An 18236-nucleotide genomic window follows, 5' to 3' on the forward strand; every position below is an offset into this window, starting at 1 on the left:
CTACGCTGTGGCACACGGCCACCGCACGATCTTCGGTTGTCCTCACAAACCATCGATGATCAACGCGGTGGCCGTCCTCATGCCCACGCCACGCCCATGGCCGAAGCCAAGTGACGTTGGAGTACTAGGAGACCACCCGGCCCGCTAGCCACCCGGCGGCCTCGATCAGCTCCCTTTCCCTCGATCGGCTCGACGAGCCCCCGCAGCATTCGCAGCGACCGACCCCGAGGTCGGTGCGACCGAGCGCCAGGTTTCCCCGTTTTGGACGGCGACCGTGACCTCGACTCCAGGAGACGGCAACAGACGGTTGCCGAGCAGCCCGGGATTCGGCTCGATGCGCTGGCCGGCGACGAGGTCGAGCCGGAAGCGCTGGACTATGCCGCCGACCACGGACCGGAACGCGTGCCGTGCCAGCGACTTGCCGATGCAGGACCGCTCGCCGGTGCCCCAGGGCTGGAAGGCGCCGGGCCGGTAGGCCGACCCGCCGAGGAAGCGCCGCGGGCGGAACTCGAGCGGGTCCTCGAACGACCGGACGCTGCGCTGCGTCACCCAGGGCACCAGGAGCAGAGGCGCGCCGACCGGCAGTAGATGACCACCGACCTCGAGCGGGCTGATGGTCCCCTTGAACTCCCAGGCCGCCGCCGGATACAGCCGCATCGCCTCGTTGAGCACCGCCTCCAGGTACGGCAGGCGGCGGGCGTCCTCGGGGCGAGGTATCCGGCCGTCGAGCGTTGCGTTTAGCTCGTCGACCAGTTCGCGGGCCGGCCCGGGATTGAGCGAGAGCAGCAGCAGCGCCCACACCATCGCCGACGCCAGCGAGGTCAGGCCCGCGAAGTGCAGTTGCAGCACGAAGTCGCGGACCAGCGCAGGCTCCGGGGACAGGCCCGCATTCTCGACCTCCGCCAGCACCGCCTGAGCCAGCGAGTAGCGAGTCGGCTGGACCCGGCCGGTCGCGATCGCGGTGATCCGGGCGTCGATCGCCGCTCGGCCGGCCTGCAGCTCGGCACGCCGCGCGAGCCCCGGCACCGGAAACGGCAGGTAGGTGGTGGCGATGCGCTGGGGAGTCGACTCCAGGACGTCGATGTAGGTGTCGACCGCAGCGTCGACCTCCGGTGCGGCGGCCGCGATGTCCACACCGAACATGTACGTCTTGAAGATGCGGCGGGTGAGCGCCGTGATCTCCGGCAGCAGGTCGAGCCGGGTGCCGGGCCGCCAGGTGTCGACCAGCCGCTGGGTCTCGTCGATCGCGATCGTGACATAGGAGGCAAGGGAGTGCTGGCCGAGGGCGCGGTGACAGATGCGACGGTACCGCGCATGCTCCTCCCCCGTCGAGTTGAGCGGCCCGCGGCCCTGGATGTCGTCGCGCGGTTGCATTTCGACGCCGGCGGCGCCGGTAATCTCGACCCCTCCGCCGAGGGCCCTGTGGACCGCCTCGACCTCGTCCGGGCCGAACACCGCGATCACCCGGCGGCCGTTGAGCGGCAGCGCCACGAGGTCGCCATAATCGCGGTGTGCCCGTTCGAGAGACCGCAGGGGACGGCGCAGGAACGACCATTGCTGGCGCGGCAACATCATGGGGTGCGGGCCTGGAATCTGCACTACGGCCATTCTTCACGTCCACTCCACCGGTTGAAACAACGAATTCTGTCACGGGTCGGCGATCGGCATCCCTCATAACGGCACACGCGGTCGGTGACCCCACTATGGAAAGCGACCGGGTCGGGCCTGCGTAGTTCCATGGTGACGCGCCGGCATGCGCCTGTCGAGTCCTCGCGTGCGCGGCGCGGCGACTGCAACGATTAACTTTACTCATTGGCGAATCTCAGATATGTGAGCGCGCTATCACAGACCGCATACGGCCGGTTGACGCGCCGTTTGGATGCTGCTATTCTTCGAGTGAAGTCGATCTCTCTAGGGGATCGATTAACCCCAATGCAGAAACACCAACGTCATCACCGGGGGTCTCCGTGTCCAACGTGAAGTTGACAAACGCAGCCCGCCTCAATGGCTCAGCCAGAATGAGAGCCGACGACACCGCGCCCGAGGCAAAGGCCATTCCACAGCTGCATCGGCGACAGATACTCGTGACTCGGGTGGGCCTCGAGATTCCGTCGGACACGACATTTGACGGCTGGAAAGCCGCCGGACAGCAGCTGTCCCGGATCGTCGACTCGTCCGCGTGGTGCCTCGGCGACTGGCTGGTCTACGGCAAGAACCGGTATGCCGACCGCTACCTGCACGTCATTCAGCTCGCCAACCTCGACTACCAGACGCTGCGGAACTACGCGTGGGTGGCCCGGCGGTTCAGCATCGAGCGCAGGCGTCCGTCGCTCAGCTTCCAGCACCACGCGGAGGCGGCCTCGCTGCCCCAGCCCGAGCAGGACCAGTGGCTGGACCAGGCGGAGGAGCACGGCTGGTCGCGCAACCAGCTGCGCCGGCAGATCCGGGTGAGCCGCGCCGGCGAGCTGCCGTCGACGCCGAGCAACGCGGTGCTGCCGCGACTGTACGTTCCGGGCGAGCGGTTCCGGCGCTGGCGGGCAGCGGCCGACCAGTCCCGCATCGAATTCGAGGCGTGGATCCTCGACGCCCTGGACACGGCCGCCACCCAGACGCTCGCCGCCGACGATTCCGACGCCGGCGAGGAGCCCGCAAGCGCGTGAACTTGGCGCCGGGCGGCCGGTGCGCCACGACGGCAATCCATGTGTCGCCAGCCATGTCTCGCCAGCGAGACAGGAGCGCGCCCGCCCAAAGATCAGGCCCGGAGGTGTGCTTTGCCCGACACGATCGACGACACGGCCGGCGTACCGCAGATGCGTGCCGGCTTGAGCCCGGCCCGAGCCGCGCTGCTTCGGCGCTGGACGCAGGGCCGCTCCGCGACGGAGGTGGTGGTGCCCCGCCGCCGCGGCACCGGGCCCGCCCCGCTGTCCTTCTCTCAGGAGCGGCTCTGGATCCTGGACCGGTTGCTCGGCGCCGGTCATGCGTACAACACGATCCCGCTGGTCGCCCGGCTCCGCGGGCCGCTCGACGTGACGCTCTTCGAGCGGAGCCTGGCCGCCGTCGCCGCCCGTCACGAGGTGATGCGCAGCCGGATCGAGCTGGTCGACGGCGAACCGGTGCAGGTCGTGCTGCCCAACGTGCCGATCGTCGTGGACGCGGTCGACCTGCGCGCGGTGCCCGACCCGGCCGCCGAGGCGCTGCGGCTGGCCCGCGCCCAGCGCGGCGAGTCCTTCGACCTGGCCACCGGCCCGCTGTTTCGCACCCGGCTCTTTCGGGTGGCGGACGACGAGCACATTCTGCTGCACCTGATGCACCACACCATCTCCGACGGCTGGTCGGACGACGTCCTGATCCGGGAGATCGCCGCGGTGTACCGGGCGCTGGCCGACGGCCGGAGTCCGGATCTTCCCGCGTTGCCCATCCAGTACGCCGATTATGCGGTGTGGCAACGGCAACGGCTGACGGGTGAGCACCTCGACCGGCTGCTCGGCTACTGGCGCGATCGGCTCGAGGACGCGCCTCGCGCGCTGGACCTGCCCACCGACCGTCCCCGGCCGGCCGTTCAGCGCCTGATCTCCGACACCCGGACGGTACGGGTGCCGGCCGGCGTCACCGGGCGGCTGAAGGCGCTCGCCCGCGAGGCGGACGCGACGCTGTTCATGGTCGTGCTCGCCGCGGTGGACGTGTTGCTGGCCCGCTACAGCGGGCAGACCGACATCGTCGTCGGCTCGCCGGTGGCCAATCGCACCCAGTCTCAGACCGAACGCCTGATCGGCTGCTTCGTCAATACCCTGGTGCTGCGCTGCGACCTGGACGGCAACCCCACGTTCCGCCGGCTGCTGGGCCGGGTCCGGCAGGTGGCGCTGGGCGCGTACCACCATCAGGAGTTGCCCTTCGAGCGCCTCGTGGAGGAGCTGCAGCCCGACCGGGACAGCAGCCGCAACCCGCTGTTCCAGGTGATGGTCGCGCTGCAGAACAGCCCGCCGGCCGACCTGACGTTCGGCTCCTTCCGGCTCAGCCCGATCGAGCTGGACAACGGCGTGGCGAAGTTCGACATCACGGTCGACCTGCGGGAATTCGAGGGCGAGCTGGTCGGGCGCATCCAGTTCGACGCCGACCTGTTCGACCCGCAGACCTGCGACCGGATGTCCGCGCACCTCGGCACGCTCCTGGCCGGTATCGCGGCGGCGCCGGACACGGCGATCGCCGACCTGCCTCTGTTGGACGAGGCGCAGCTGGACCTGTTGACCCGGCAGTGGAACGACACCGCCGCCGACCACGACCTGGAGCCGTTGCACCGCACCATCGAGCGATGGGCGGCCACCCGGCCCGACGCGATCGCGGTGACCGCCCCGGACGGCCAGCTGACCTACCGGGAGCTGAACGCGCGCGCGGAGCGGCTGGCCGCGCGGCTGCACCGGGCCGGTGCCGGCCCGGACGTGCTGATCGGGCTCTGCGTGCAGCGGTCGGTGCTGCTGCCGCTCGGCATCCTCGGCATCCTCAAGGCCGGAGCGGCGTACCTGCCGCTGGATCCCGCCCATCCCGCCGAGCGCATCGAGTACATGCTGCGGGACGCCGCCGTGCCGCTGGTGGTGAGCACCACCGGGAACGCCGGCCTCCTGCCCCGGTCGGGCCCGCCGGCGATCCTGCTGGACGAGGTGCCCGAGCAGCCGCTGCCGGCCGTGCCGGTCGCGCCCGCCGGCGGTCCGGCCGGGCTGGACAACCTCGCCTACGTCATCTACACCTCGGGCTCGACCGGGCGCCCGAAGGGCGTGATGATCTCGCATCGCGCGGTGGCGAACATGATCCGTTCGACGCTGGACGAGATCGGCACGGTCGACGGCGATGCCGTGCTGCAGTTCGCCACGGTGTGCTTCGACGTGTCCGTGCTGGAGATCTTCGGCGCACTCTGTTCCGGCGCCCGGCTGGTCGTCCCAGACGGCGAGACGGTGCTCGATCCGGCGGCGCTCACCGGGCTGACCCGGCGCGAGCAGGTCACCGTCGCCGACATTCCACCGGCCGTCCTGCACATGCTCGACCCGGCCGCGATGCCGTCGCTACGCATCCAGTTCATCGGCTGCGAGGCCTTCGGCGGCCCGCTGGCCACCCGATGGCAGCAACCGGGACGGCGGCTCATCAACGGGTACGGGCCGACCGAGGCGACCGTGATGATGACGCTGATGGAGCTCGACCAGCCGTACGAGCGGATGCCGCCGATCGGTCGTCCCATGCCGAACCATCAGGTTCACCTGCTCGACCAGGGGCTGCGTCCGGTGCCGGTCGGCGTGCCGGGCGAGCTGTACATCGGCGGAACGGGTCTGGCCCGCGGTTACCTGAACCGGCCCGGCCTGACCGCCGACCGCTTCGTCCCGGACGGTTACGGCGGCACGCCCGGCGCACGCCTGTATCGCACCGGCGACCTGGCGCGGCACCGGGCGGACGGGATCCTCGAGTTCGTCGGCCGGGCCGACCGACAGGTGAAGATCCGCGGCCTGCGCATCGAGGTCGGCGAGATCGAGGCCGTGCTTGAGCAGCACCCCGCGGTGTCCCGGGCCGTGGTCGTGGTCCGCGAGACGCCGGCCGAGTCCAAGCACCTGGTGGCGTACGCCCAGCCGGAAGCCGGCGAGCCGGCAGGGCCGGACGAGCTGCGCGACTGGCTACGCCGGCGCCTGCCCAGCTACATGGAACCCAGGCTCATCGTGCCGGTCGACGAGCTGCCGCTGATGCCCAGCGGCAAGGTGGACCGGGCGGCCCTGCCCGACCCGGACAAGCTGGCCGCACCGGCCGACCGGCCGCACACGCCGCCGCGCACCGACCTGGAACGCACCCTGCTGGAGCAAGTCTTCGGGGTCGTCCTGGGCACTCGGGACATCGACGTGAACGAGAGCTTCTTCCAGCTCGGCGGCAACTCGCTGCAGCTCGCGCACCTGCAGTCGCGCATCGTCGAGACGCTCGGCGTGGAGATCCCGTTGCGTACGCTGTTCGCGACCCCGACCGTGGCCGCGCTCGCCGGCCACCTCGCCGATCTGGTGCCGGCGGACCCTACGGCGCCGGCGCGGGACCTGGCCGACGGCGAACGGGTTCCGCTCACCGCACAGCAGCGGTGGTGGTGGCGCACGGCGGGGCGCTACAACAAGCCGATGGCTGCCCGGCTGCGCGGCTTCGTCGATCCCGAGGCGGTGACCGGGGCCGTACGCCAGGTGGTGGCCCGGCACGAGACGCTGCGCACCACGTTCGACACCGACGGACCGGAGCCGGTCGGCGTGGTGCACGCCGACCTTCCCCCCGACGTCGCCGAGGTGGATCTGTCGGACGCCGGCTGGAGCGCCGTCGCCGAGGCATTCGCGGCGGAGGTCGCACACATCTTCGATCTGCGGCACGGCCCACTGGTGCGGCTGCGGCTGCTCCGCCTGGCCCCCTACGACCAGCTGATCGTGGTCACCGTGCACCCGCTGCTGTGGGACGGCTGGTCCCGTGCCGTGCTCGCGCACGAGCTGCTGTCCTTCGCCGACGCGGTCGCGGTGGACGAGCCACCTGCCGCGCTACCGATCCAGTACCGGCATTGCGCTTACGGGCAGGCGGACGAGACGGCGAACGCCGAGTCCCTGGCGTACTGGACCGGCGTTCTGGCCGGTGCGCCCGCTCCCCTGGCGCTGCCCGGGCGCGAAACCGCGACGCCGGCCGCCGCCCCCCGGCCCGGCGCGACACACCGGTTCGCCGTCGACGAGAAGGTGACCGCCGCGCTGGACGGCGTGCAGCGCGAGACCGGCGCGTCGATGTTCGTGCTCACGTTCACCGCCTTCGTCGTGACCCTCTCGGCGATGACCGGTGAGCAGGACGTGGTGGTCGGCGTGCCCCTCGCCAACCGGGTCCGGCCCGGCACGGCGGGACTCGTCGGCAACTTCGTCAGCACCATGCCGCTGCGGATCCGGCTGACCGGGCTCGTCAGCCTTCGCGACGTGCTCGACCAGGTACGCGAGCGAGTGGTCGAGGCGTACGCCCACCAGGAGGTCCCGGCCGAGGCGTTGTGCCTTGCCCTCGACCCGGACGGCGCCCGCCTCCCGTTCGGGATCACCTTCGATCTGCTGACCGAGGCGACCCGGTTGCGGCCCGCGCCCGGCATCGACCTGACACCGGTAGAGCTGGACACGGCGTATGCGGACTTCGACCTAACGCTCGCCATGGAGCGGCGGCCGGACGGTTTGCACGGCACGGTGAGCCATGCGACGGACGCCTACCCGGCCGCCACCGCGGTGGAGCTGGCCGACCGGTACGGCACGGTGCTCAGCGCGCTCGCCCGCGATCCGCGTACCGGTATCGCGGAGCTGCACGGCGCCGCGCGAGCCGTCGTGCCGGAGCTGTCCACATGAAAGACTCGCCGCATGGCAGAACTGCACGATGTCGTCGTCGACTGCGAACACCCTGCCGCGCAGGCCCGCTTCTGGGCCGCCGCCCTGAACGGGTACCGGGTGGCCCCGTACGACGAGGCCGAGCTGAAGCGACTGCGGGAGAACGGCATCGACGACCCCGAGGACGATCCGAGCGTGCTGGTGGAGTCGGACCCGGGAGTGCGCCCGCGCTTCTGGTTCCAGCTCGTTCCGGAGAAGAAGACCACGAAGAACCGGGTTCACGTCGACCTGCGGGCCGACGACCGGGCGGCCGAGGTGGCCCGCCTGGTCGGCCTTGGCGCGTCGGTGATCAGCGAGTTCGACGTCTGGACGTTGCTGGCCGATCCGGAAGGCAACGAGTTCTGCGTGCGCGACTGATCGTCACCGGCTGCCGGTCCGTCCGCCGCGCGTATGCACAGCGGCATCCGAGGAGGAAGCGATGGACGAGCAGGTGGAGCACGAGTCCTACCAGGTCGTGCGCAACGACGAGGAGCAGCACTCGATCTGGCCCGAGCAGCGCCCGCTGCCGGACGGCTGGCATCAGGTCGGGTTCGCCGGCGGCAAGGACGCCTGCCTGGCCCACATCGAGCAGGTTTGGACCGACATGCGGCCGCTGAGCCTGCGCCGGGCCATGGCCGCGGCGCCGGCGCTGCCCGCCGGGGAGCCCGCCGACGACGGGCCGGACCTGCTCGACCGGCTCTCCGCGGGCGAGCACCCGGTGGAGGTGGTGCTCCGGCCGCGGGCCGACCCGGCCCGCCTGCGCGACGCGATCGACGCCCGATACGTACACCTGCGGTTCTCCGGCACGAACGGCGGCACCGAGCTGGGCGTGCGGCTCACTCCGGAGACCGACGCGTCCGCGGCGGACTTCGCGGCCGGCACCGGCACCGTCACCCTCGTCGGCACGCTGACGCTCGATTTCCGGGCGGCCACCTGCCGGGCGCTGGTCGACGTCGGTACGCTCGCCGGGCGGGGAAGTCTGCAGGCTGCCTGATCCGCGACGCGCGACGGCGCCCCGGCCGCATCGGCCGGGGCGCCGCTTCGTGCATGCCGGTCAGGCGGACGGTGAACCGGCAGTGGCGCGACGCACCGCGGCCGCGAACGACAGCAGCCGGTCGTCGTCGAAGATGAGGCGCAGCGAGAGGTCGACGCCGTACCGCTCGCTGAGCCTTCTGGTCATTCTCGCCGCGAGCAGCGAGTCGCCGCCGAGCTCGAAGAACCGGTCGTGGCGGGCGATCGGATGCACGCCGATCAGGTCCTGCCACACCTGGGCCACCGCTGTCTCCGTCGCACCGTGCGGTGGCTCGCCGGCATCCGGGATCACCTCGGGCACCGGCACCGCTGCGAGCCCGACGCGGTCCACCTTGCCGCTCGCCGTCCGTGGGAACGCATCCAGCGTGACGAACGCGGCCGGCACCATGTATTCCGGCAGCCGGCGGCGCAGGGCCGCGCGGAGGGCGCCGGTGTCCGGGTCGGCCTCCCCGGGCCGCCATCGCAGGTACGCCACGAGCCGCCGGTCGGGTGCGTCGCCGTGCCCGGTCAGATGGACGACCGCCTCGGCGATCCCGGGCACGGCCAGCAGGGCGGACTCGATCTCGCCCGGCTCCACCCGATGTCCACGGATCTTGACCTGCTGGTCCAGCCGCCCCAGCACGTCCAGCCCGTACGGCGTCCACCGGCCCCGGTCCCCGGTGCGGTACTGGCGTTCTCCCGGCCGGCCCGCCGGGTCGGGGACGAAGACCGAGGCGGTGAGGCCGGGCCGGCCCAGGTATCCCCGGGACACTCCGACGCCGGGGGACACGATCTCGCCGACGACGTCCGGCGGCACGGGTACGAGGTCACGGGCGAGCACCACGATGCGTGAGCCGGGCAGCGGATAGCCGGCGGTCACCACGGACACCTCGCGGTCGAGCTCCGTCCAGGTCGAGCAGAAGCTGTCCTCGGTCGTGCCGTACAGGTTGATGACCCGTCCCGGCCCGCGGGTCCAGACGCGCCGGGCCAGCGGCGCGGAGAGCGGCTCGCCGCCGAGGGCCACGCTGCGTACCCCGCCGGGCCACCCGTCGATGTCGAGCAGTGCGGCCATCGCGGACGGCACCGTCGTCACCAGAGTCACCCTGTCCCGGTCCGGCAACGTGGGCAGCTCGAGCACCGACTCGGCCAGAACCACGGTGCCACCGGCCGTCAGCGGGGCGAACAGCTCGAACAACGACAGGTCGAAGACGAGCGAGGTTGCGCCGAGGACGCCGGCCATCTCGTCCGCGCCGAACGCCTGCCGGCCCCACGCGATCCTGGCGAGCGCCCCGCGGTGGGTCACCCCGACGCCCTTCGGCCGGCCGGTGGAGCCCGACGTGTACAGCACGTACGCCAGCTGGTCGACGCTGAGCAGGGCGGGATCGTCGAGCGCCAGACAGGTGCGGCCCGCCGCGGCCACCGCGTCGTCGATCGTCACCACCGGCACGTCGTAGGCGTCGAGCCAGGTCGCCGTGTCGGCGTCGGTGAGCAGCAGCCGGGCGCCGGCGTCGGCGAGCATCTCGGCGCGGCGTTCAGCCGGGTCGCTGTCGCGAAGCGGCAGGTAGGCGGCCCCGGCGGCGAGAACGCCGAGCATGGCGACCGGCAGGTCGACGGTGCGCCGGTGGCAGATGGCCACGCGGTCCTCGACGCCCACCCCGAGGCTGCGCAGCCCGGCCGCCAACCGGCGCACCCGGCGCTCCAGCGCCCCGTAGCTGAGCGATTCCTCGGGCGCCGCGACCGCGATCCGATCGGGGTAGCGGGACGCCCCCGTCAGAATCGCCCCGTGCAGCCAGGGCGAGCCGAGATCGGGCACCTCACCGCCGTCGCACCAGCCGGCCAGCAGCGCGCGGTCGGCCGCGTCCATCAGGTCGAGGCGCTCCAGCGGAACGTCCGGGGCGGCGACCCCGGCGGCGCAGAGCCGGAGCAGCTGGTCGGCGAGGCGGTCCATGGTGGACGCATCGAAGAGGTCCGCGTCGTATTCGAAGGCGACCTCCAGCGGGCCGGGCCGGGCCGCAGCGCCGATCAGCACGCTGAGATCGAACTTCGCGACACCGGTCGGTATCGGCGTGACCTCGGCGCGCACGCCGTCCAGCCAGAACTCGGCGGTGGCCGGCTGCTCGCCGAGCATCACCTGGAACAGCGGGTTGGCCAGGGCCGGGTGACCGGCCCCGGTGGCCTGGACGACCTCGGCGAACGGGACGTCATCGTGCGCGATCGCCTCGAACAGCTCGGCCCTGGTGCGGGTGAGCATGGCGCGCAGCGACGGCATGCCGGTCAGATCGGCCCGGAAGACGACGGTGTTCACCAGGGCGCCGAACACCTCGGCGGTGCCGCTCGCCCCGCGGCCGGCCACGGCGACGCCGAGGCCGAAACGGTGCTGGCCGGCGCGCCGGCCGAGCACCGCGCTCACCAGCACGGTCACCGCCATGGAACGGGTCGCGCCGGTCTCGGTGCACAATGCGTCGAGCCCGGCGAGCGCTTCACCCGCCAGGGTACGGCGCACGGTTGCGGCGCGACGGGACGCGACCGCCGGCCGGGGGCGGTCGGTGGGCAGCGCAAGCTCGGGCAGACCGGCCAGCCGGTCCCGCCACCAGTCCAGCTCAGCCCCGGCTTTGCCGCGCGCGGTCGATTCGGCGTGCTGCCCCGCCGCGATGGCGACGCTCGAGCCGGCCGGCGGCAGCGGACGGTCCGTGGCGTACGCCCGGCCCAGGTCGCGGGCGAGCAGATCGAGCGACCAGCCGTCGCAGATCGCATGGTGCGCCACGAAGATCAGGTGGTGGTCGCCGGTGGGCGCGCGCAGCAGCCGTGCCCGCCACGGCGACGCGGCCGTCAGGTCGAACGGGGCGGTCGCCGCCTCCGCCGCCAGCCGGGGGATATCCGCCTCGTTCGCCTCCTCGACGGGAAGGTGCACCGGCGCCGCCGGACCGACCCGCTGCCTGAGGTTCCCCTCCCGGGTCTCCAACCGCACCCGCAGGCCGTCGTGCCGGTCGACGACCGCCCGCAGCGCCCGCTCCAGCCGACCGGGGTCGAGCGGCCCGCGCAGGCGCACCTGCCCGGCGATGTGGTAGGCCGGGCTGTCGGGAGCCAGCGCCTGCAACAGGCACAGCCGCTCCTGGGTCGGCGACAGCGGGTAGAAGGCGTCGTCCGTGGCCGGTGCGGGGGCGACCGGCGACGCGCCCGCCTCGTCCAGTCGCGCGGCCAGCCCGGCGATGGTCGGTTGGTCCAGCAACCGGCCCAGCGGAAGGCGCACCGCCGTCCGTTCCTCGACGGCGGTCAGCAGCCGCATCGCGAGCAGGGAGTGCCCACCCGTCATGAAGAAGTCCGCGTCCGGGTCCGGGTCGGTGACGCCGAGCAGGTTGGCCCAGATCTCGGCGACGGTCCGCTCGGTCGGCGTGCGGGGGGTCCGCCGCGCCGGAACGTGCTCCGCCGGCACCGGAACCCGGGCCAGCGCTTCCCGGTCGAGCTTGCCGCGGGCGTTGCGGGGCAGCGCGTCCAGCGCCAGCCACCGAACCGGCACCATGGCCGCCGGCAGCGCAGCGGCCACGTGGGCGCGCAGTACGGCGGCGTCGGCGTCGCCGACGACGTACGCGGCCAGCGCGGCATCCGGCTCGCCGGCCCGGTGCACGACGACGGCGGCCTCGCGCACGCTGGGATGGGCGCCGAGAACCGCCTCGATCTCGTCGAGCTCGATCCGCACCCCGCGCACCTTGACCTGCCGGTCACCGCGGCCGAGATAGATCAGGTGACCGTCGTGCCGCCGGCGGACCAGGTCGCCGGTGCGATAGGCGCGGGTGCCCGGCGCGCCGGCCGGGTCGGGGCCGAACCGGTCGGCGGTCGCAGCGGCGTCGGCCAGGTAGCCACGAGCCACCTGGGCGCCGCCGAGATACAGCTCGCCGGGCTCGCCCGTGCCGGCCGCCCGGCCGCCGGCCGCCCGCACCCGGGCGCCGACCGCGGGCAGACCGGTGCCGATGGTGACCAGCCGGCGATCGGCCGGGTCCTGTTCGGCGACGGTGGCGTAGGTGGTGGCCTCGGTCGGGCCGTACAGGTTGACGATCCGGCCGACATCGGCGTGTGCCAGGTCGCGGACCAGGGCGGCGGGCAGCGGCTCGCCCGCCAGGTTCACCGCGCCGACGCCCGCCGGCAGGCCGTCGGCGACCAGCTGGGCGGCGATGGAGGGCACCGTGTTGAGCAGGGTCACGTGTTCCCGCTCGGGCAGGCGCGATAGTTGCAGGGCATCCTCCGCGATGATCACGGTGCCGCCCGCCGCCACCGTAACGAGGAGCTCGAATACGGAGAGGTCGAACGTGAGCGGGGTGCCGGCCAGGACGCCGGCGAGCTGGCCGGCCGGGTATGCCCGCACACCCCAGCCGATGAACGCGGCGAGGTTGCGCCGGGTCATCGCGACGCTCTTTGGCCGGCCCGTCGACCCGGAGGTGAACAGCACGTGGGCCAGTTGCTCGGGGTGCGGGGCCGACCCGGCCGGGGACCCGCCGCCCGCGGCGTCGCCGTCGTCGAGCAGCAGCACGGGCCAGCCGGCCGGCACCTGGCCCACGGTGGCCCGGGTGGCGAGGGCGAGTGCGAGGCGCGCGTCACGCCGGATCGCGTCCAGCCGGGCGGGCGGCAGCGTGAGGTCGACGGGGCAGTACGCGCCACCGGCCCGCAGGATGCCGAGCAGCGCGACGAGCAGCTGCGGCGTGCGCGGCACGGCCACGCCGACGCAGACCTCGGGACCCACCCCGCGCGCGGCAAGGCGGGCGGCAAGACCGGTGGCCTGCCGCCAGAGCCCACGGTAGGTGAGCGCCGACGGTCCCTGCCGCACGGCGACCGCGTCCGATCGGGAGTGCTCCCGGATGCGGTCCAGCACGTCACGGAAGGGCCCGGCGGCCGGCAGCGGCTCGGTGCCGGCGCGCGCTACGGTCACCGGCGCAGACGGGTCGGCCAAGGCGCTCCGGAGCGTGGCGACGTACTCGTCGAGCATCGCCGCGGCCGTCGCCTCGTCGAACCGGTCGGCGTCGTACCGCAGCGCCACGACGGTGCCCGCCTCGGTTTCCCCGACCTCCACTGTGAGTTCGACCGCGCTGCCCGTCGACGGCAACGGCAGCGTCTCGGCCCGCAAACCGCCCAGGTCGAGCAGCACGCCGGGCAGGCCGAGGGCGAGGCCCACGGTGCCCGCCGGGGCGAAGGCGGGCGGGCGGTGGTAGACGAACAGCACGTCGAAAAGCGGGTTCCGCCCGTCCCGGCGGGAGGCGCCCGCAGCCTCCACGATCTCGGCGAACGGCAGCGCCTGGTGGTCGAGGGCGGCGGTCACCGCCCGGTGCGCACGGCGCACCAGCTCGGCGAGGCTGCCCGCCGCCCCGTCGAGGCGCAACGGCACGGAGTTCGCCAGGAAGCCGACCACGCCGCGCAGGGCCGGTGTCCCCCGGCCCGCGACCGGCGTGCCGAGCACGACGTCACCGCCGCCGGCATAGCGCGCCAGCTGCGCGGCCAGCGCGGCGACCAGCACGGTGTACGCGGTGGTGCCCAGCCTCGTGGCCGCGGCGGCGAGCGCGTCGCCCGGCAGGTCGCCGGCCGTACGTCGGACGACGCCGACGTGCTCGGCCGACATTCCGCTCGCCGGGTAGTCCGCCGGGAGGGTGGCGTGCCCGGCCTCGTAGCCGTGGAAGGCAGCGGCCCACCATTCGCGCAGCCGCTCCCACGCCTCGACGTCGCCCGGACCGGGCAGCCGGCCCGGCTCGGGCAGCACCGGCTCGGCACCGGAGCGCAGCGCGCGGTAGATCTCGGCGAACTCGGCGAGCAGCAGCGCGGCCGACCAGAGGTCCACCGCCGCGTGGTGCACCGCGACGGCGAGAATCCGGCCGGCGTCGGTCTCGACGAGCGCGGCACGCAACAGCCCTGCGGCGGCCGGGTCGAAGGGGGCGTTGGTGACCTGGTGGACCGCCGCGTCGACCGCTTCGGCCCGGCGCCCGCGCAGGTCGATACGTCTCAGCACCGGTGACGGCGGCGGCTCGCCGGCCGCTCCGGCGGTCGTGGCGCGCAGGGCGGGATGCCGGTCGAACAGCAGGCGCAGCGTCTGCTCCAAGGCGTCCGGATCCACGTCGCCGCCGAGCCGGAACGCGCGGCCGAGCACGTGCATCGTGGTGCCGGCGTGGTACCGCTCGAGGTAGCGGATGCCGTCCCCGTTGGCCTCGGCCATCGCGCCGCCGCTGGCGGTGCCCGTCGCGGCCGCCCCGCCCTGCCCTTCGGCGATCAGCGTGGCCAGTGCGATAACCGACGGCGCGGCCATGAGGTCGGCCACCAGCACCTCGACACCCCAGTGGGTGGCGATGTCGCCCTGAAGCTGCAGGAGCGCGAGCGAGTCGAGGCCGAGTTCGAGCAGGGAGACGTCGCCGCGCGGCTCCGCGACCCCGCCCACGGCCGCGACCCGGGCACACAGGTCGGCCACGATCCCGGCGAGCCCCTCGGGCGCGTCGGCGGATGCCTCGAAGGTTCCGCCGGCGGGCCGGTCCTCGTGCAGTACCGGAAGCTCCTTGCGCCGGTACCGGTCCCGGGCGACGGACCTGCGGACCTTGCCGCTGGTAGTCCGCGGGAGACCGCCCCGGCGAACCAGCAGCAGCGCCGCCGGGCTCGCCTCGGTGGCCGCGAGGATCGCGGCCCGCGCCCGCGAGAAGAAATCGGCCGGCAGCTCCACACCGCGGGCCGGAGCCTCTATCGCGGCGACCAACTGCTCCCCCGCCGACCCGTCGGCCGGCTCGACCGCGAACGCAGCGGCCGCGGACCCGCACAGCACCGGATCGACGCCGCGCAGGATCTCCTCGACGTCCTCCGCGTGGATGTTGCGGCCTCGCACCACGACGATGTCCTTGAGCCTGCCGGTGATGAACACCTCGCCGTTGACGATCCGGCCGATGTCGCCGGTCCGCAGCCCGTCCGTCCGATACACGGCGGCGGTCTCGGCGGGCCGCCGCCAATAGCCGGCGGTCACGCTCGGACCCCGCAGGACCAGCTCGCCGGTCTCGCCGGGGTCGGCCGGGACGCCGGTCTCCGGGTCGAGCACAGTGAGCGTCTGGCCGCCCAGCACCGAGCCGTTGGACACCCGCTCCGGCACATCGGGCGCGTCGTCCGCCCGGAAACGCAGGCCGCCGAGGCGCGCGCCGCCGCTGACGATGAGGGTCGCCTCGGCCATGCCGTAGCAGGGGTAGAACGCCTCGGGCCGGAAGCCGGCGACCGCGAACGCCTCGGCGAACCGGCGCAGCGTACCGGCCCGGACCGGTTCCGCACCGGTGAACGCGACAGCCCACGCCGAGAGGTCGAGGGCGGCCCGCTCGTCGGCCGGGATGCGCTCGACGCACAGGTCGAACGCGAAGTTCGGGCCGCCGGACACCGTCACCCGGCCCTCGCTGACCAGCCGCAGCCAGGCCAGTGGCCGACGGACGAACGCCTCGGCCGGCATCAGGGTCATCGACATGCCCGACCACAGGGGCGACAGCATGCCGCCGACCAGACCCATGTCGTGGTAGGGCGGCAGCCAGACCAGGGCCCGGTCCGCCGGCGTGAGCGTCATTCCGTCGGTGATGGCGGCGGTGTTGTGCGCAAGGTTCGCGTGGGTCACCATGACGCCCTTGGGGACCCCGGTCGAGCCCGAGGTGTACTGCAGCACGGCGAGTTCCGACCCGGCGGGCTCGGTGCCCGCTTCGGTCGGCCGGGCCAGGCCGGCCAGGCCGTCCGGCCCGAACGCGGCCACGGCGCCGGCGTCGCGCACGATCGGGTGGTCGGCCAGCTCGGCCGTCTGCAGCGGCCGGCCGCCCCGGGGCGGCAGCGGCACGGCCACCAGTCCCGCCGCCAGAATGCCGAGGAAATTCACCAGGTAGTCGAGGCCGCCCGGGATGGCGAGCGCCACCCGTTGACCGGGCGCCCAGGACTCACGCAGCCGCGCGGCGACCTCCGCCACGCGGGTGGCCGCGTCGGCATAGGTGAGATCGCGCAGCGCCCCGGTGGCGGTGTCGAGGTCGCGGTATCCCACCCTCGCCGGCTCGCGCTCCGCACGCCGTAGCAGGGCGTCGATCAGCGGGCGGCTGTCGCCGGTCACGACGCGCCCAGCGGCCGCGCGCCGGCGGCGGTCAACGGGCGCGGATCGCCCGGCGGCTCGTCGAGCCGGCGGATTGCGGCGGTGAGCCGGTCCAGCACGTCCTCGTGGTCGGCGAGCAGCAGGCGGGTCCGGCGGCTCAGCTCCGCGGCGTAGTTGTCGCCGGTGGTGGAACTGTGCGCGCCGAAGATGCGCAGCCCGGTCCACTGGTGGGCCAGCCGGTCGACCTGTCGCCCGGCATGCACCAACGCATCGCAGCGCAACCGGTTCCCCGTCACCCGCAGGAAGTCCGCGTGCAGTGCCGCCGCTCCCTGCGCCGCCCAGCCGACGCCGTACAGCTCCGCCAGTGCGCCGGCCCGGTCGTCCCGCCCAGCCACGTCGGCCAGCCAGTGGCGCAGGCCCGCCAGCCCACCGCGGCGCGGGTCGCCGGGCTCCAGCCAGCCACGGACGTTGTGCGCCACGACCCCGCCCACCCAGGCCGCGGTGGCCTTCGGCGCCGTTCCGGTGAACTCGACGTCGATCCAGCGGTGCCGGATCCGGTGGCCGGCGAAAAAGTAGTCCCTGGTGTTGGGCCGGGCCTCGTTCGCCGAGCCCCGGGCGCGCAGGAAGTCGTCAAGCGCGAGGGGCCCGGTGAACAGCGGCGGTGTGGCCTCCAGCAGGTAGACCTCCCGTGCCTCGTCGTCGAAGCCCCACACCACGACCAGATGCGCGGCGTGCACGTCACCGAACGCCGGCCGGATGGGCATGTAGAAGTTGTCCACCGCGGCGAGCACCGGACGGCCGTCCTGGATGGACGCCCGGATGCCGGCCCAGGCCTCCTGCGCGTCCGCCGGCTCCTGCCACCGCGCCCGCACCGGATGGAACGGGAAGAGGTTCTCCCCCAGGGTCGGCCGGGGCGCCGGGTGGTAGTACTCCTCGCCACTCACCCGCGCCGGGTCGTGGTGGAACTCCCATCCCGCGCCGAGCGCCTCCACCGGGTCGAAGCCCTGGCGCAGCAGCAGCGTGCCGAAGCAGTCGTGCAGGCAGTTGCCGAGGTCGTGGAACCAGAACGGGACGTCCTTCAACAGCACCTTCATCGGCTAGTTCCATCCGTTGGCGGCGAGCGTCATCGCGAAGACGTGGATCGCGATGTTGTGTGGCAGACGCAGGTATGCCAGCTCCTGCTGGCGCGAGACGGCCAGGCGCTGTTGCCAGATGCGCGGTCCGACTCCCGCCTGCACGTGCCGGGGAAAGTGGATCCGACGGCAGGTGATCGCCTCGATCTCGCCGAAGTGCGGCGGCGAGGCGGGCCAGAAGTCGGACACCCGCAGCCACTCCTGGTCCGCCACGCCGTCGCGGTAGTGCAGGTGGACGACGTCCTCAGCCCGCCGTTCCGAACAGGCGAGCAGGTAGATCCAGTCCCATCGGCCGGGCGGCAGGTCGATGCGCTGTCCGGCGCAGACCACGTTGTCGAGACGGCCCGGTCCGGTGCGCGGAAACCTGAACGGCACCTGAGTACGCCGGAACAGCTCCGTCCCGTCGGGCAGCTCCTCGGCGGGGAACGAGTTTCTCCAGACGTTGAGCCGGCCGTCGGCGAGACGGTCCTGGGTGGTGGCGCCGGTATTGTTGAAATAGGCCGTCAAATCAATGGGAACGGCACAGAAACCGGCTGCCTGAATGACGTTTTCCATGGATGTCCCGATTCATCTTCGAGAGTCGTGGAAATGACGGTGATTCGAGTCTCGGCAAGTTCCGCGAACCCGTCAAGAGCACTTGAG

7 protein-coding genes and 1 pseudogene are annotated in these 18236 nt (G+C 73.0%); 4 read left to right on the forward strand and 4 right to left on the reverse strand.

Annotated features, from left to right (window positions below):
• Window positions 1–165: 165 nt before the first annotated feature.
• Entirely contained in the window at window positions 166–1608 is a 1443-nt protein-coding gene (locus ABNF97_RS23690) for a cytochrome P450 (RefSeq protein ID WP_349339830.1), read from the reverse strand.
• Between the two features lie 485 nt (window positions 1609–2093).
• Here ABNF97_RS23690 and ABNF97_RS23695 point away from each other — a divergent pair, with 485 nt between their 5' ends.
• The 4 genes and pseudogenes from ABNF97_RS23695 to ABNF97_RS23710 form a co-directional block, all read left to right on the forward strand.
• Window positions 2094–2660 (forward strand): LmbU family transcriptional regulator, encoded by a 567-nt coding sequence (locus ABNF97_RS23695; RefSeq protein ID WP_130465912.1) that lies wholly within the window; start codon window positions 2094–2096, stop codon window positions 2658–2660.
• Between the two features lie 111 nt (window positions 2661–2771).
• Window positions 2772–7367, forward strand: a complete 4596-nt coding sequence (locus tag ABNF97_RS23700; RefSeq protein WP_349339831.1) for a non-ribosomal peptide synthetase — start codon at window positions 2772–2774, stop codon at window positions 7365–7367.
• 12 nt (window positions 7368–7379) lie between these two features.
• Complete coding sequence (locus tag ABNF97_RS23705) at window positions 7380–7763, forward strand: VOC family protein (protein WP_349339833.1); 384 nt, start codon at window positions 7380–7382, stop codon at window positions 7761–7763.
• A 61-nt stretch (window positions 7764–7824) separates the two neighbouring features.
• Window positions 7825–8025 (forward strand): annotated as a pseudogene (locus ABNF97_RS23710) (MbtH family protein); the annotation flags it as partial.
• A 414-nt stretch (window positions 8026–8439) separates the two neighbouring features.
• On the opposite strand, the gene ABNF97_RS23715 reads toward ABNF97_RS23710, so the two are convergent.
• From ABNF97_RS23715 to ABNF97_RS23725, 3 genes are read right to left on the reverse strand one after another with little or no spacing between them, the layout of a single operon-like run.
• Entirely contained in the window at window positions 8440–16482 is an 8043-nt protein-coding gene (locus ABNF97_RS23715) for a non-ribosomal peptide synthetase (RefSeq protein WP_349339834.1), read from the reverse strand.
• Window positions 16479–17555, reverse strand: a complete 1077-nt coding sequence (locus ABNF97_RS23720) for a BtrH N-terminal domain-containing protein (RefSeq protein WP_130462488.1) — start codon at window positions 17553–17555, stop codon at window positions 16479–16481. The genes ABNF97_RS23715 and ABNF97_RS23720 overlap by 4 nt, the downstream gene beginning before the upstream one ends.
• A 3-nt stretch (window positions 17556–17558) precedes the next feature.
• Complete coding sequence (locus ABNF97_RS23725; RefSeq protein WP_349339835.1) at window positions 17559–18149, reverse strand: beta-sandwich domain-containing protein; 591 nt, start codon at window positions 18147–18149, stop codon at window positions 17559–17561.
• Window positions 18150–18236: the final 87 nt, after the last annotated feature.

This window comes from Plantactinospora sp. B6F1 (genome assembly GCF_040120695.1).
GTDB lineage: Bacteria > Actinomycetota > Actinomycetes > Mycobacteriales > Micromonosporaceae > Plantactinospora.

Bases quoted from the DNA above. Each gene is read 5' to 3' on its own strand.
- ABNF97_RS23705 (WP_349339833.1), top strand. From the start codon at position 7,380: ATGGCAGAACTGCACGATGTCGTCGTCGACTGCGAACACCCTGCCGCG.
- ABNF97_RS23690 (WP_349339830.1), bottom strand. From the start codon at position 1,608: ATGGCCGTAGTGCAGATTCCAGGCCCGCACCCCATGATGTTGCCGCGC.
- ABNF97_RS23725 (WP_349339835.1), bottom strand. From the start codon at position 18,149: ATGGAAAACGTCATTCAGGCAGCCGGTTTCTGTGCCGTTCCCATTGAT.
- ABNF97_RS23720 (WP_130462488.1), bottom strand. From the start codon at position 17,555: ATGAAGGTGCTGTTGAAGGACGTCCCGTTCTGGTTCCACGACCTCGGC.